This window comes from Sulfuricella sp. T08 (assembly GCF_000971475.1).
In the GTDB taxonomy this organism is placed as follows: domain Bacteria; phylum Pseudomonadota; class Gammaproteobacteria; order Burkholderiales; family Sulfuricellaceae; genus Sulfuricella.
Map to the genome: position 1 here is coordinate 185,414 of NZ_DF967533.1, position 14,268 is coordinate 199,681.

Here is a 14,268-nt window from a genome sequence, read left to right on the forward strand (position 1 = left end):
CTTAATCATTCGTTACAAAGGAAGAAACATGGGAAAAATCATTGGTATTGACTTGGGCACCACCAACTCGTGCGTTGCGGTGATGGAAAACGGCCAGTCCAAGGTCATCGAAAACTCCGAAGGCGCGCGCACCACGCCTTCCATCGTCGCTTACGCCGAAGACGGCGAAATCCTGTGCGGCGCGCCGGCCAAGCGCCAAGCCGTCACCAACCCGAAAAACACTCTCTACGCGGTGAAGCGTTTGATCGGTCGCCGTTTTGAGGAAAAGGAAGTGCAGAAGGACATCGACCTGATGCCCTACAAGATCCTCAAGGCTGACAACGGCGACGCCTGGGTCGAAGCCCGCGACAAGAAAATGGCACCGCCGCAGGTGTCTGCTGAAGTGCTGCGCAAGATGAAGAAGACTGCCGAAGACTACCTCGGCGAGGAAGTTACCGAAGCCGTCATCACCGTGCCGGCCTACTTCAACGACAGCCAGCGCCAGGCCACCAAGGATGCCGGCCGCATCGCCGGTCTGGAAGTCAAGCGCATCATCAACGAGCCGACTGCGGCCGCGCTCGCCTTCGGCATGGACAAGAAGGAAGGCGACCGCAAGATTGCGGTATTCGACCTCGGCGGCGGCACCTTCGATATTTCCATCATCGAGATCGCCGAGATTGAGGGCGAACACCAGTTCGAGGTGCTCTCCACCAACGGCGACACCTTCCTCGGCGGCGAAGATTTCGACCAGCGCCTGATGGACTACCTGGTGGACGAATTCAAGAAAGAAAATGGCATCGACCTGAAGAACGACGTACTCGCCCTGCAGCGCCTGAAAGATGCCGCTGAGAAAGCCAAGATCGAGCTGTCTTCTTCGCAGCAGACTGAAGTCAACCTGCCCTACATCACCGCCGACGCTGCCGGACCGAAACACCTGGCCGTGAAAGTCACGCGCTCCAAGTTCGAGTCCCTGGTGGAAGAACTGATCGAGCGCACCATTGCGCCCTGCCGCATGGCCATCAAGGATGCCGGCGTGAAGCTCGAAGACATCGCCGACGTGATCCTGGTCGGTGGCCAGAGCCGCATGCCCAAGGTGCAGGAGAAGGTGAAGGAGATTTTCGGCAAGGAAGCCCGCAAGGACGTTAACCCGGACGAAGCCGTCGCCATCGGCGCGGCAATCCAGGGCGGTGTGCTGCAGGGTGAAGTCAAGGACGTGCTGCTGCTCGACGTAACGCCATTGTCCCTGGGCATCGAGACCATGGGTGGCGTGATGACCAAGCTGATCCAGAAGAACACCACCATCCCGACCAAGGCGAGCCAGGTATTCTCCACTGCCGAGGACAACCAGAGCGCGGTGACCATCCATGTTCTGCAGGGTGAGCGCGACGTGGCCTCCGGCAACAAGAGCCTGGGCCAGTTCAACCTCTCCGACATACCGCCGGCATCGCGCGGCATGCCGCAGATCGAAGTCACCTTCGACATCGACGCCAACGGCATCCTGCACGTTTCCGCCAAGGACAAGGCCACCGGCAAGGAGAACAAGATCAAGATCCAGGCCAGCTCCGGCCTGTCCGAAGAGGAAATCCGCCGCATGGAGCAGGACGCGGCTGCCCACGCCGAGGATGACCGCAAGACGCTGGAACTGGTCAACGCCCGCAACCAGTGCGACGGCATGGTGCACTCGGTGAAGAAATCCCTGACCGACTACGGTGACAAGATCACTGCCGATGAAAAAGCCGCCATCGAGGCCGCCCTGAAAGAAGCCGAGGAAGCGCTCAAGGGCAACGACAAGGACACCATCGAAGCCAAGACCAAAGCACTGGGAGAAGCTTCCCACAAGCTGGCCGAGAAGATGTACGCCGAACAAGCCCAGCCAGAAGCGGGCGGGGCTGAAGCCGGCAAGAAAGAGGCTGATGACAACGTGGTGGATGCCGAGTTCGAAGAAGTCAAAACCGAGAAGAAGTAAAACCCATTAACCGCGGAGGACGCGGAGGACTCAGAGGAAAAACCCGCTTCATGCCTGGGGTTCCTCCGCGTCCTCCGCGTCCTCTGCGGTGAGAGAGCCATATGTCCAAACGCGACTTTTACGAAATTCTCGGCGTCAACAAGGACGCCAACGACGACGAGATCAAGAAGGCCTACCGCAAGCTCGCGATGAAGTTCCATCCGGACCGCAACCCGGACAATCCGAAGGCGGAGGAGCATTTCAAGGAAGCCAAGGAGGCTTACGAGATCCTGTCTGACGCGAGCAAGCGTTCCGCCTACGACCAGTACGGCCATGCCGGTGTCGACCAGCAGGCCGGCATGGGCGGCGCGGGAGGGTTTGGCGGCGGTTTCGCCGATGCCTTTGGCGACATCTTCGGCGACATCTTCGGCGGTGCCGGCGGTGGCCGTGGCGGACGATCCAACGTCTACCGCGGCGCCGACCTGCGCTACAACCTGGAAATCTCGCTGGAAGATGCCGCACGCGGCACCGAAACCAAGATTCGCATCCCCACCATGGCAGAGTGCGACACCTGCCACGGTAGCGGCGCCAGGGCCGGCTCCAAGCCGGAAACCTGCCCCACTTGCGCCGGCCACGGCCAGGTACGGATGCAGCAGGGATTCTTCTCGATCCAGCAGGCCTGCCCGAAATGCCACGGCAGCGGCAAGGTGATCGCCCATCCCTGCGGCACATGTCAAGGCAGCGGGCGCGTCAAGCAGTACAAAACCCTGGCGGTGAAAATCCCCTCAGGAGTCGACGAAGGCGACCGCATCCGCCTCTCGGGCGAAGGCGAAGCCGGTGTCAACGGCGGTCCGCCAGGCGATCTGTACGTGGTCATCCAGATCAAGGCCCACTCGGTTTTCCAGCGCGACCACAACGACCTGCACTGTGAAATGCCGATCAGCTTCACCACGGCAGCGCTGGGTGGCGAAATCGAGATCCCGACGCTGGACGGCCACGCCAAAATCAAGATCCCGGCAGAAACCCAGTCCGGCAAGGTGTTCCGCCTGCGCGGCAAAGGCATCAAAGGGGTCCGCAGCAGCGCTCACGGCGATCTGATGTGCCACATGGTGGTGGAAACACCGGTAAGCCTGACCGATCGTCAGAAAGAACTGCTACGTGAACTGGAGACGCTCAACGAGCAGGATGGTGCCCGGCACAACCCACGCACAAAATCATGGATGGACAAGATGAAGGATTTTTTCGGGCAGTAAGCTTGCACGAACTTGATGAAAAAAGACTAGGGGCAGGAAGATGATTCCTGCCCCTAGTCTTTTGTGGTTCATCGCGGTGGGATGATGGGTATCGCTGCGCTCGACCCATCCTACGTTTACTTGAGCCAGTTACGTTGGATATGTGCTGTTATTTTTTTACACCAGTATTATTCGGTGGCGAAATCGGCGTTATTGGTAGAGGTGCCTTAGGCCCACTTGGATACTGTGGACACCACTCAGTCTTCATGGCCTCCCGCAGGATGGTTTTGTATTCGGGCGTATTAATATCGTGATTCTCTTCGTTGACCTGTTCCACCGTGTAGAAGGGCTCTATCCCTTCCGCAGGCGGCCCGCCGACAATGACGTTTGCCCGGCTGATTTGTGGCGGGAATTCCGCCAAGGTGACACGCTTCCATTGACCACTCTCGTACTTGAACAATATCTGCGGGGGATTGGGACGTTTCCATTTATTATAGGCAATGCAGCCAGCAGGGTAACCCCCGATGTAAGGGACGTTGTTCACAATATCCAGAACCACGACGTTTATGCCGTTCGGCTCAGGTACGTCATCGCGAAAGCTCATGGCCCAGATGATTTTCTGGTGTGTTTCCGGGATCGAGAAGGTAATAGTTTCATCCAGTATCTGCCGCTCTCGGCTTTCCAAGGTGGGGCGGCTACCCAGCTTCTGAACCCGTTCAACGATGATTTTTTTTGCCATCGTGCAACAGCACTTCTTCCTTCCAGCTTTTTCCACCAAATCCGAATAACCCCGCCTCTGCGCTCATGCTGACCCAGGCCACTAAAACCAGTCCAAACTTCATCATCTGTTTCAGCCACGGTCGATTTGCTTTCATGCTGTGTTCCTTTCAGTACAGTAGGATGGGTGGAGCGCAGCGATACCCATCACCCTACCCCAAAGCGCAGCGATACCCATCAATCCCTCACCTCTCCCCAAAACACAACTCACTCTCCACACCTCCACCCCAATCTGCCGCATAGTTTCCCAGTTCGACAAAGCGGTGAAATGACGAATAAGGCCATTCCGCCACCGATTTTACATGTCCATGCTTGACCGGATTAAAATGGATGTATTCGGCATGCCGCTCAAAATCCTGTTCATCCCTGAGCGTGTGCTCCCAATACTGGCGTTGCCAGATACCCCGTTCACCCTTGTTGCTGCGGCTTTGTGAAATGCGCTCGCCCTTGGGTAATCCGCGCGAAAATGTCGTTTTGATCAAACGCCAGCGGGTTGCGTAATCCAGATCATCCGGCGGTAACGTCCAGATGGTGTGCAGATGCTCAGGCATGACCGCAATGGCTTCTATCTGGAATGGATGCCGTGAGCGGGTATAGCGGAAAGCCTCGCGCAATAACGCGATATGATCGGTGAGCAGGCGGGATTGGCGGTCAGCCAGATTGACGGTGAAAAAGAAGCTGCCGCCCGCGATGAAATTGCGCCGATAGTTGGTCATCGGTGCATGGTATCAAATTTATGATTGGTGGGTATTGATGGGTATCGCTGTGCTCCACCCATCCTACAACTGCGGTGAGCCACGAAAATCTATGTAGGATGGGTGGAGCACAGCGATACCCATCACACAAGACCTAAGCCCGCCGCCAGACCGTCCCCTGCGGTGTATCCTCCAGCACGACACCTTCATCCAGCAATTCCTTGCGGATGCGGTCGGCGGCGGCATAATCTTTGGCTTTTTTGGCGGCTATCCGTTCGGCGATGCGCTTTTCGATCTGTTCCGGCGTACATCCCGACTCCCCCGCGCTACCCTGCAAGAACTCGCTCGGATCGCGCTGCAACAATCCCAGCACCCCTCCCAATGACCTGAGCAGGCCGGCGAGTTGTTTGTCGTGGGTCTTGTTGGCTTCGTTGGCCAGGTCGAACAATACTGCAACTGCCTCGGCAGTATTGAAGTCGTCTTCCATCGCTGCCTTGAAAGCAGCGGCATAGGGGTCGTGCCAATCAATTGCTACGCCGTGAGGGGTGAGGGGTGAGGGGTGAGGCGGGACATTTTTCAGCGCTGTGTAAAGCCTCGTCAACGCGCCTTTGGCATCGTCCAGGTGCTGGTCGGAATAATTCAGGGGGCTGCGGTAGTGGGCGCGCAGAATGAAGAAGCGCACCACTTCGGCATCGTAGCGCTCCAGCACTTCGCGGATGGTGAAGAAGTTGCCGAGCGATTTCGACATCTTTTCGTTGTCCACCCGCACGAAGCCATTGTGGATCCAGTAGTTGACATGCTGGTGGCCGTGCGTGCCCTCGGACTGGGCGATCTCGTTCTCGTGGTGGGGAAACTGCAAGTCCGCGCCGCCGCCGTGGATGTCGAAATGCTCGCCGAGCAGGGCATCGCTCATCACCGAGCACTCGATGTGCCAGCCCGGACGGCCCTGCCCCCAAGGCGAATCCCACTGAGGTTCGCCGGGTTTGGCTGATTTCCACAGCACGAAGTCGAGCGGGTCGTCCTTGCCCACGGCGACATCCACCCGCTCGCCGGCGCGCAGGTCGTCCAGCGACTTGCCGGAAAGCTTGCCGTAACCGGGAAATTTGTGCACCGAATAACACACGTCGCCGCTCTTCGCTACATACGCCAGTCCGTTGTCCATCAGGGCCTGGATCATGGCGATCATGCCGGGCACGTACTGGGTGGCGCGCGGTTCATGCTCCGGCTTCTCCACGCCAAGTTTCGCCGCGTCCTCGTCCATCGAGGCGATAAATCGGCCGGTCAGGGCATCGATAGGTTCGTGATTCTCGGCCGCACGCTTGATGATCTTGTCGTCGATGTCGGTGATGTTGCGCACGTACGTGACATCGAAACCATCGGCCCTGAGCCAACGGTTGATCATGTCGAACACCACCATCACTCGCGCATGGCCGAGGTGACAGAAGTCGTACACCGTCATGCCGCAGACGTACATACGGACCTTGCCGGGTTCGATGGGGATGAAATCCTGCTTGGAACGAGAAAGGGAATTGTAAATTTTCAGCATCTGATAAACCTAATAAACCTTTAAAATTCTTGAACCGCAAAGGACGCAAGGGACGCAAGGAATTCAGAAGCTTGAACAATTTAATCTGCTACCCAATGGGCGATGCGAAACGCGTTCATTAACTTATTGCCTTACCTTGCGAACCTTAGCGTCCTTTGCGGCAAAAATTAGCCCTGCTCCTTTGTCCACGAATCCTTCAGCGTCACCGTACGGTTGAACACCAGCTTGCCTCCGGGCTGGTGGTCGTGGCGGTCGGCGCAGAAGTAGCCGAGACGCTCGAACTGGTAGCGGGTTTCGGGCGCGGCATCGCGCACGGCGGCTTCCACCCAGCCCTGCACCACGGTCAGCGATTCGGGGTTGATGAATTCGCGGAAGTCGCGCGCCTTGTCGCTATCCGGCTCGGCCACGGTGAACAGGCGGTCGTAGAGCCGGATTTCCGCCGGCAAGGCATGCTCGACAGAAAGCCAGTGGATCACGCCCTTGACCTTGCGCCCCTGCGGGTTCTTGCCGAGCGTGTCGGGATCGATCGAGCAGCGCAGTTCAACCACATTGCCAGCGCCATCCTTGATCGCTTCATCGCACTTGATGACATAACTGTAGCGCAACCGCACCTCGCCGCCCGGCACCAGGCGCTGCCAGCCTGGCGGCGGGTTTTCGCTGAAATCGTCGGCCTCGATCCAGATTTCCTCTGAAAATGGCACCACCCGGTTGCCAAACTCGGGGTGGTTGGGATGGAAGCCGGCTTCGCGCGACTGCGTTTCGCCTTCGACGAAGTTGGTGATCACTACTTTCAGTGGCTTGATCACTGCCATCACGCGCGGCACGCGCACTTCCATGTCCTCGCGGATGCAGCCTTCGAGCACACTCATGTCGACCACGTTGTCACTCTTGGAGATGCCGATGCGCCGCGCGAACTCGCGGATGCCTTCGGGCGTGTAGCCGCGCCGGCGCATGCCGGTGATGGTGGGCATGCGCGGATCATCCCAGCCTGAAACCAGCTTTTCCGTCACCAGCTGGTTCAGCTTGCGCTTGCTGGTCAGGGTGTACTGCAGCTCCAGGCGGGAGAATTCGATCTGCTGCGGATGGCATGGCACCGGCAGCTGGTCCAGCACCCAGTCGTAGAGCGGGCGGTGGTCCTCGAACTCGAGCGTGCACAGGGAATGGGTGATGTTCTCCAGCGCATCGGAAATGCAGTGGGTGTAGTCGTACATCGGGTAGATGCACCACTTGTCGCCGGTGCGGATGTGATGGGCACGGCGAATGCGGTAGATCGCCGGATCGCGCAGGTTGATGTTGGGCGATGCCATGTCTATTTTGGCGCGCACCACCTTGCTGCCATCGGGAAACTCGCCGGCGCGCATCTTGGCGAACAGGTCAATATTTTCCGCCACGGGGCGGTCGCGGTACGGGCTGTTTCTGCCCGGCGCAGTGAGTGTGCCGCGGTATTCGCGCATCTCCTCGGGGCTGAGGTCGCACACGTAGGCCTTGCCCTGCCGGATCAGCTCGGCCGCGTAATCGTAAAGCGCCTCGAAATAGTCCGATGCCCAGCGCACCTCGCCGTCCCACTGGAAGCCCAGCCAGCGCACATCGTCCTGGATGGAGCGGGCATATTCATTGCTTTCCTTCTCGGGATTGGTGTCGTCGAAACGCAGGTTACATCTGCCCTGAAAGTCCAGCGCCAGGCCGAAATTCAGACAGATCGACTTGGCGTGGCCAATGTGGAGATAACCATTGGGCTCAGGTGGAAAACGCGTGACGATGCACTTGTGCTTGCCGCTGGCAAGATCGGCCTGAATGATGTTGCGGATGAAATGGGGAACGGGGGCGTTATCGCTGCTGCTCATAAACTGGGGTCATTCTGAAAAATTTCGAAGCAAAGGGTTTGGTGAAAGGGGCGGTTCTTGTTAGAATTCAGCCTGTTTGCAATATAGTGAAAAGTATACTACCAATGAGCCGTTTCCGCATTGCCACGATCTTAGCCTCCCTGTCCTGTACCTTGTTCTTCACCTTCGGCCAGCCTGCTCGCGCCGATGAGCTGCAGGACATCAACAAGCTCTACAAACAGGGGCAGAACGACAAGGCTCTGGAACGCCTCGAAAGCTACCTCACCAGCCGCCCCAAGGACGCGCAGGGGCCGAAAATCGCGCAGGGGCGTTTCCTCAAGGGACTGATTCTGGCAGAGCAGGGCAAGAATGCTGAAGCGATCCAGATCTTCACCAGGCTGACCGAGGAATATCCCGAACTGCCCGAACCCTACAACAACCTGGCGGTGCTGTATGCCTCACAGGGGCAATACGATAAAGCCCGGCATGCCCTGGAAATGGCGATCAGCACCCACCCGAGCTACGCCACAGCGCACGAGAATCTGGGCGACATCTACGCCAAGATGGCGAGCCAGGCCTATGACAAGGCGCTGCAACTGGACAAGGGCAATGTTGCCGCGCAAACCAAGCTGGCGCTGGTCAAGGAACTGTTTTCCGCTGGCGGCAAGGCGAACCGCGCCCCAACCAAGACCACATCCCCGGCGGCTGCCCCTGCTGCCGCGCCCGCAACGACCCCGGCAATACCCGAAGCGATCAAGCCTGCACCCTCGCCAGCCCCCTCCATAGTGCAGCCGGTGCCAGCCCCCGCACCGGCGCCTGCCAAGCCCGCACCGGAACCCAAGGCCGCGCCAGCAACCGAACAAGTCAGCAAATCCGACACTGAAGCCGCCGTGCTGAAAACGCTCAACGGCTGGGCTAATGCCTGGTCGAGCAAGAACGTGGGCGCCTATCTTTCCTATTACGCCAAGGATTTCAAAGTGCCAGGCGGCAGCCGTGCATCCTGGGAAAAAGAGCGCAAGAATCGCATCAGTCGGCCCAAGTCGATCCATGTCGGCATCGAATCCCCTCGCGTCACTCTCAGCGATGCCAGCCATGCCAGCATCACTTTCAAGCAGAGCTACAAATCCGACGCCTTGCAAACCATCACCACGAAAACTATTGTACTGGTGAAAGCAGGCGACAAATGGCTGATCCAGCAGGAGCGGATCGGCCGGTAGTCCTATTTTGCGCAGAACCTTCCATTTATCCGGCATGGCAAGGATTATCCTTGTCGTTGTAATCGCCCTGGCTTCAGCATTGGGCTTTTTCGCCCTGACCCGGGATAAACATCCCGGGCCGCGACAAAAAAGCGAAGCGCCGCAGCGCCAGTCCCCAAGCGACCTCGAGTCGATGCTGGTGAAAAGCCTGCTGGAGGTCCGGCAAAACCGCCTCGACCTCGCCATGAACGACATTGAGGCCCTGCTCAAAATCTACCCCAATTTCAAGCTGGCCCACCTGATTCGGGGTGACCTGTTGATGGCGCGAGCATATCCACTGAGTTCCATCGGCAGCGCAGCCGGCGCCTCCCAGCATCAAATCTCCGATCTGCGCGAGGAAGCACGCGCCCGCCTGCTGCGCCACCTGGAGCAGATGCCGGTCAATCAAGTGCCCAAATACCTGGTGCAGTTTCAGCCGGAACAGCACTATGCAGTCGTTGTGGACACTGGAAAATCACGGCTCTATCTGTATCAGAACGATAACGGCACGCCGCGCTATATAGCTGACTACTATGTCAGCAGCGGCAAGGCCGGCTCCGAGAAAATCAAGGAAGGTGATCAGAAAACGCCGTTAGGGGTGTATTTCGTTACCTCCCATCTGCCCAAAACCCAGATTTCAGACTTCTACGGCACCTCCGCCTTCCCGATCAGCTATCCTAATGAATGGGACAGGCAGCAGGGGAAAAACGGCCATGGCATCTGGCTACACGGAGTACCCAGCGACACCTACAGCCGACCGCCGCGCGCGAGCAGTGGTTGCGTGGTGCTGGCCAACCCCGACCTGGACAAGCTCGGAAAAGACTTGCAGATCGGACTGACTCCCGTGGTAATCAGCGACCACATTGAATGGGCGGACGCCAAGGAACTGGCTGCTCAGCGCGACGAACTCGGCAAGCTCGTCGAGAACTGGCGGCACGACTGGGAAAGTATTGATTCAGATAAATATTTGCGGCACTATTCAAAAAACTTCAAAGCTCCCGGCCAGAACTACAGCTCCTGGGATACTCAGAAGCGCCAAGTCAACATGGGCAAGACCTGGGTCAAGATCAAACTGTCCGGGGTCAGCATTTTTAGCTACCCGGGCAATGAAAACCTGATGGTGATAACATTCGATCAGGATTACAGCAGCAACAATCTGAAAAACCAGATGAAGAAACGCCAGTACTGGAAACTTGAGAACAACGAATGGAAAATCATCTACGAGGGGACAGCATGAAAACACTCCGCCTGATCTTTCTGGCAGCAGGAATTTTCTTCAGCGCGGGCACCCATGCCGCCAATCCGCAAGTGACCATGCGCACCAATCTGGGCGACATGGTATTTGAACTTTTCCCGGACAAGGCGCCGAAAACCGTCGCCAACTTCCTGCAATATGTAAATGACGGCCACTACAAGGGCACCCTGTTTCACCGCACCATCAATAAATTCATGATCCAGGGCGGCGGTTTCACACCGGACTACCAGTACAAACCCACACACGAGCCGATCAGCAATGAAGCCGACAACGGCCTCAGGAACGAACGCGGCACGTTGGCCATGGCGCGCTCCTACGACCCGAATTCAGCCACCGCACAATTCTTCATCAACCTCGATGACAACAAATATCTCAACTTTCATCGCCCACTGCCCGATTACTACGGCTATTGCGTCTTCGGCAAAGTAGTCAAAGGCATGGATATTGTGAAAAAAATCGGCGCCGCGCCCACTGCTGCTGGCGGACCGTTTGACGCCGACGTCCCGATTCAGCCGGTGATCATCGAGGAAGTAGCGCTGGTCACCGAAATCTCGACGGACAATTCCAGGATTGCGGAATCGGTCGAGCCGGTAAAACCCCACAAGAAAACCCCCAAGAGTAAAAAGGAAAAAACCCATGGTTAAGCTTCACACCAATTTCGGCGACATCACCATTGATCTGGACGCCGAGAAAGCCCCAAAAACTGTTGAGAACTTCCTCAAATATGTGGAAAAGGGCTTTTACGACGGCACGATATTCCATCGCGTCATCGATGGCTTCATGGTTCAGGGCGGAGGTTTCATGTCCGGTCTGATCCAGAAGGAAACCATGGCGGAGATCGAGAACGAAGCCGGCAACGGCCTGAAGAACGAAACCTACACCATCGCCATGGCACGCACCCCCAACCCCCATTCGGCCTCCAGCCAGTTTTTCATCAATACGGCGAACAACAGCTTCCTCAACTACACAGCATCAACCCCGCAAGGCTTCGGCTACTGTGTCTTCGGCAAAGTAATTGACGGCAAGGAAATCGTGGACCGCATCGGCAAGGTCAAGACTGGCAGCCAGGCAGGTTATCAGGATGTGCCTCTGGAAGATGTGGTGATCGAGAGCATCGAAGTTTGCTGACGTAATGGGTGATAGGTAATGGGATACCCCATTACCGCTTCATCATCACTCCTCCCCCCAATGAAACACAGCCTGTTTGTCGCCGACCTGCACCTTGGCCCGGAACGCCCGCAGACCACGCGAGTATTTGAAGATTTCGCACGCCACACTGCATCCCGGGCCGAGGCGCTGTACATTCTGGGCGACCTGTTCGAGTACTGGGCAGGCGACGACGACCTGGTCGACCCCCATCACGCCACAGTCACAAGCACCCTGGCGGAATTAAGCCGGAGCGGCACGGCAGTTTTCATCATGCACGGCAACCGTGATTTCCTCATAACCGAGGACTTCGCGCGCGCCGCCCACGCCCGCCTGATTCCTGACCCCACCCTGATCAACCTTTACGGCACGCCGACCCTGCTGATGCATGGCGATACCCTGTGTACCGGCGATACGGCTTATCTCGCCTTCCGCGCCAAGGTCCGGCAGCCGGCATGGCAAATGGAGTTTCTCGCCCGCCCTCTGGCGGAGCGCAAGGCCGAGATCGAGGCACTGCGTCAGCGCAGCGAATCCGACAAGCAACTGAAATCCATCGTGGAGATGGATGTCCATCCAGACGCGGTCGCCGCCGCCCTGCGCGAACACGGCTACCCCCGCTTGATCCATGGCCACACCCACCGCCCCGCCCGCCACCTGCACCGGATCGATGGCCACGACTGCGAGCGCTGGGTACTGGATAGCTGGTATGATCATGGCAGCTATCTGCGCTGCGATGCTGCAGGATGCGATCCAATTCAAATCTAAATCTGGAGCACCATCATGATCCTGATCCTTTCCCCCGACGCCCAGCCTGACAGTGCCGAATACCGCCAGCTGCTCGACCACTTGGCGCAACTGCCCAAAATCAAGACCCGCATCCACCAGGAAAAAGGTGTCCATCAGACCCTGACAGAAATCTACCTGATCGGCGATACCGCCTCGCTGTCGCTGGAAAACATGGAAAGCCTGCCCGGCGTCGAGCGCGTAGTACGTATTTCCGAAGAATACCGCGTGCTGGGACGGCACAAGGACGACCATCGACCCACCCATTTTGAATACAACGGCGTGCGCTTCGGTCAGGACAACCTTAATGTTTTCGCCGGCCTGTGCGCGGTGGACACGCCCGAGCACGTCGAGATGATGATGAAGGCGCTCCAGGAACATGGCCAGGTATGCACCCGGATGGGCGCCTACAAACCACGCACCAGCCCCTATGCCTTCCAGGGCCACGGCAAGGCCTGCCTGCCCTGGGTGTTCGAGCTGGCCGGCAAGTACGGCATCAAGGTGATTGCCATGGAAGTCACCCATGAGTCCCATGTCGACGAGATCCGCGAAGCGCTGAAGCAGACCGGCAACCCCACCGGGGTGATGATTCAGATCGGCACCCGCAACACCCAGAACTTCGAGCTGCTGAAAATCGTCGGTCGCCAGCGCGAATTTCCTGTGCTGTTCAAACGCGGCTTCGGCATCACCCTCGATGAATCACTCAACGCTGCCGAATACCTTGCCTCGGAAGGCAACCGCAACGTGGTATTCGGCCTCAGGGGCATGAAAACCAACATGGGCGACCCGCACCGCAACCTGGTCGATTTCGCCCATGTGCCCGTAGTCAAACGCCTAACCCGGATGCCGGTATGCGTCGACCCATCGCACTCGGTCGGCACGCGCAACCGCGCCCCGGACGGCATCCTGGAAATCTTCCACGCCACCATGCAAGGCGTGATCGCCGGCGCCAACATGATCCTGGTGGATTTCCACCCGGCGCCCACCAAGGCACTGGTGGATGGGCCGCAGGCGCTGCTGATGGAGGAGTTGCCGTTGTTCCTGGAGTGCGTGAGGAATGCGCGGGAGGCTTATGAGAAGAATGTCAGGCTGATGGGTGAAGCGAAACGTGGCTAATGCTAGTTAGCAGTTTAATGTGACCTTGCCTCCCCCCTTTTGACCAAAGGTATCGGGTTAATTGAACCTGCCCCCATTTCCCGCGTTGACAGCAAAAACCTGTCTTGGTTTATACATAAGCAGAGTTGAGAAAACCAGCCAGAAAGGGTTTGAGTTTCTCAAGAGCGCTTACTTCCGGCTGCATTTATTTCGCGGCAGCAGAATCTTTCTCGAAAAGATAGTGAAGCAAGGCGGAAGCTGCTTCGTCATGTGGTAGAAGTCGGCCAGGCGTTCCCGTTATGGTTGCCATGCCATAACGCACAATCGGGACTCCATGCTCTACAGTGTATGTCGCCAGATGACGAGTGCCATTGTGCTCTACTTCTAAATGGTGTTCTTGGGGAGGACGTTTCATCTGAGACTCCTAACGTTTGAAATCATCGGACCTCCGCAGTTTTTCGCGCAGGTCCGGTGGATTGAGAGGTTATACGTCGTGATATCCGGCTGTTGCCGATTCATCGGGGCTGGCCACTTGGTTTCGAAGAGCCTCGATTTCAAGAGATTGCCTATTGATAAGCATTGCCAACAAGCGCTGTGATCCCATGATTTCAGACACAAGAATATGGTGAGCAGATTGGCGATTGAAATTTGCTGCGAGAGCTATTAGGGAAGCCCTGAACAAGTCATCATTCAGGACCTCGAATTAAACATATTGCGGCATCAGGCTTTTTTCCACCGGAATTAGCCTGAAACAGCC

The 14,268-nt window shown here is 57.5% G+C and carries 14 protein-coding genes; 8 read left to right on the forward strand and 6 right to left on the reverse strand.

Going from position 1 to position 14,268, the window contains the following annotated elements; all coding sequences use genetic code 11:
* Positions 1–28: 28 nt before the first annotated feature.
* Both dnaK and dnaJ read left to right on the forward strand, forming a co-directional pair.
* Positions 29–1,945 (forward strand): molecular chaperone DnaK, encoded by a 1,917-nt coding sequence (gene dnaK / locus SCT_RS08005; RefSeq protein ID WP_059421366.1) that lies wholly within the window; start codon positions 29–31, stop codon positions 1,943–1,945.
* 101 nt (positions 1,946–2,046) lie between these two features.
* A complete protein-coding gene (gene dnaJ, locus SCT_RS08010; RefSeq protein ID WP_059421368.1) occupies positions 2,047–3,177 on the forward strand; it encodes a molecular chaperone DnaJ in 1,131 nt (376 codons plus the stop codon).
* 148 nt (positions 3,178–3,325) lie between these two features.
* Here the strand turns inward: dnaJ and SCT_RS08015 are convergent, their stop codons facing one another.
* The 5 genes from SCT_RS08015 to SCT_RS08030 all read right to left on the reverse strand — a co-directional run bounded on the left by SCT_RS08015 (position 3,326) and on the right by SCT_RS08030 (position 8,018).
* Positions 3,326–3,895, reverse strand: coding sequence for a hypothetical protein (locus tag SCT_RS08015; protein ID WP_059421370.1), 570 nt, complete (start codon positions 3,893–3,895; stop codon positions 3,326–3,328).
* Positions 3,873–4,031: a hypothetical protein gene (locus SCT_RS17310; RefSeq protein ID WP_159107888.1), complete on the reverse strand. Its 159-nt coding sequence runs from the start codon at positions 4,029–4,031 to the stop codon at positions 3,873–3,875. Before SCT_RS17310 ends, SCT_RS08015 begins: the two co-directional genes overlap by 23 nt.
* Positions 4,032–4,118: 87 nt before the next feature.
* The gene (locus SCT_RS08020) at positions 4,119–4,649 is read right to left on the reverse strand and encodes a transposase (protein ID WP_059421372.1); all 531 of its coding nucleotides are present in this window, start codon (positions 4,647–4,649) and stop codon (positions 4,119–4,121) included.
* A 133-nt stretch (positions 4,650–4,782) separates the two neighbouring features.
* On the reverse strand, positions 4,783–6,174 hold the full coding sequence (gene cysS / locus SCT_RS08025; protein WP_059421376.1) for a cysteine--tRNA ligase: 1,392 nt from the start codon (positions 6,172–6,174) through the stop codon (positions 4,783–4,785).
* 167 nt (positions 6,175–6,341) lie between these two features.
* A complete protein-coding gene (locus tag SCT_RS08030; protein WP_059421378.1) occupies positions 6,342–8,018 on the reverse strand; it encodes a glutamine--tRNA ligase/YqeY domain fusion protein in 1,677 nt (558 codons plus the stop codon).
* 104 nt (positions 8,019–8,122) lie between these two features.
* On the opposite strand from SCT_RS08030, the gene SCT_RS17865 reads away from it, so the two are divergent.
* The 6 genes from SCT_RS17865 to SCT_RS08060 are packed head-to-tail and all read left to right on the forward strand — an operon-like array spanning position 8,123 to position 13,532.
* A complete protein-coding gene (locus SCT_RS17865; RefSeq protein WP_059421381.1) occupies positions 8,123–9,214 on the forward strand; it encodes a tetratricopeptide repeat protein in 1,092 nt (363 codons plus the stop codon).
* A gap of 34 nt (positions 9,215–9,248) precedes the next feature.
* Positions 9,249–10,469 carry a murein L,D-transpeptidase family protein gene (locus SCT_RS08040; protein WP_237759631.1) on the forward strand — a complete coding sequence of 407 codons (1,221 nt, stop codon included), beginning with the start codon at positions 9,249–9,251 and terminating at the stop codon, positions 10,467–10,469.
* Complete coding sequence (locus SCT_RS08045; protein WP_059421387.1) at positions 10,466–11,131, forward strand: peptidylprolyl isomerase; 666 nt, start codon at positions 10,466–10,468, stop codon at positions 11,129–11,131. The genes SCT_RS08040 and SCT_RS08045 overlap by 4 nt, the downstream gene beginning before the upstream one ends.
* Positions 11,124–11,615 (forward strand): peptidylprolyl isomerase, encoded by a 492-nt coding sequence (locus SCT_RS08050; RefSeq protein ID WP_059421393.1) that lies wholly within the window; start codon positions 11,124–11,126, stop codon positions 11,613–11,615. The genes SCT_RS08045 and SCT_RS08050 overlap by 8 nt, the downstream gene beginning before the upstream one ends.
* 60 nt (positions 11,616–11,675) lie before the next feature.
* Positions 11,676–12,398, forward strand: coding sequence for a UDP-2,3-diacylglucosamine diphosphatase (locus SCT_RS08055; RefSeq protein WP_082098238.1), 723 nt, complete (start codon positions 11,676–11,678; stop codon positions 12,396–12,398).
* 15 nt (positions 12,399–12,413) lie between these two features.
* Entirely contained in the window at positions 12,414–13,532 is a 1,119-nt protein-coding gene (locus SCT_RS08060; protein ID WP_059421400.1) for a 3-deoxy-7-phosphoheptulonate synthase, read from the forward strand.
* A gap of 184 nt (positions 13,533–13,716) precedes the next feature.
* Here SCT_RS08060 and SCT_RS17100 read toward each other — a convergent pair whose 3' ends face one another.
* Positions 13,717–13,926, reverse strand: a complete 210-nt coding sequence (locus tag SCT_RS17100) for a hypothetical protein (protein WP_144408248.1) — start codon at positions 13,924–13,926, stop codon at positions 13,717–13,719.
* Positions 13,927–14,268: the final 342 nt, after the last annotated feature.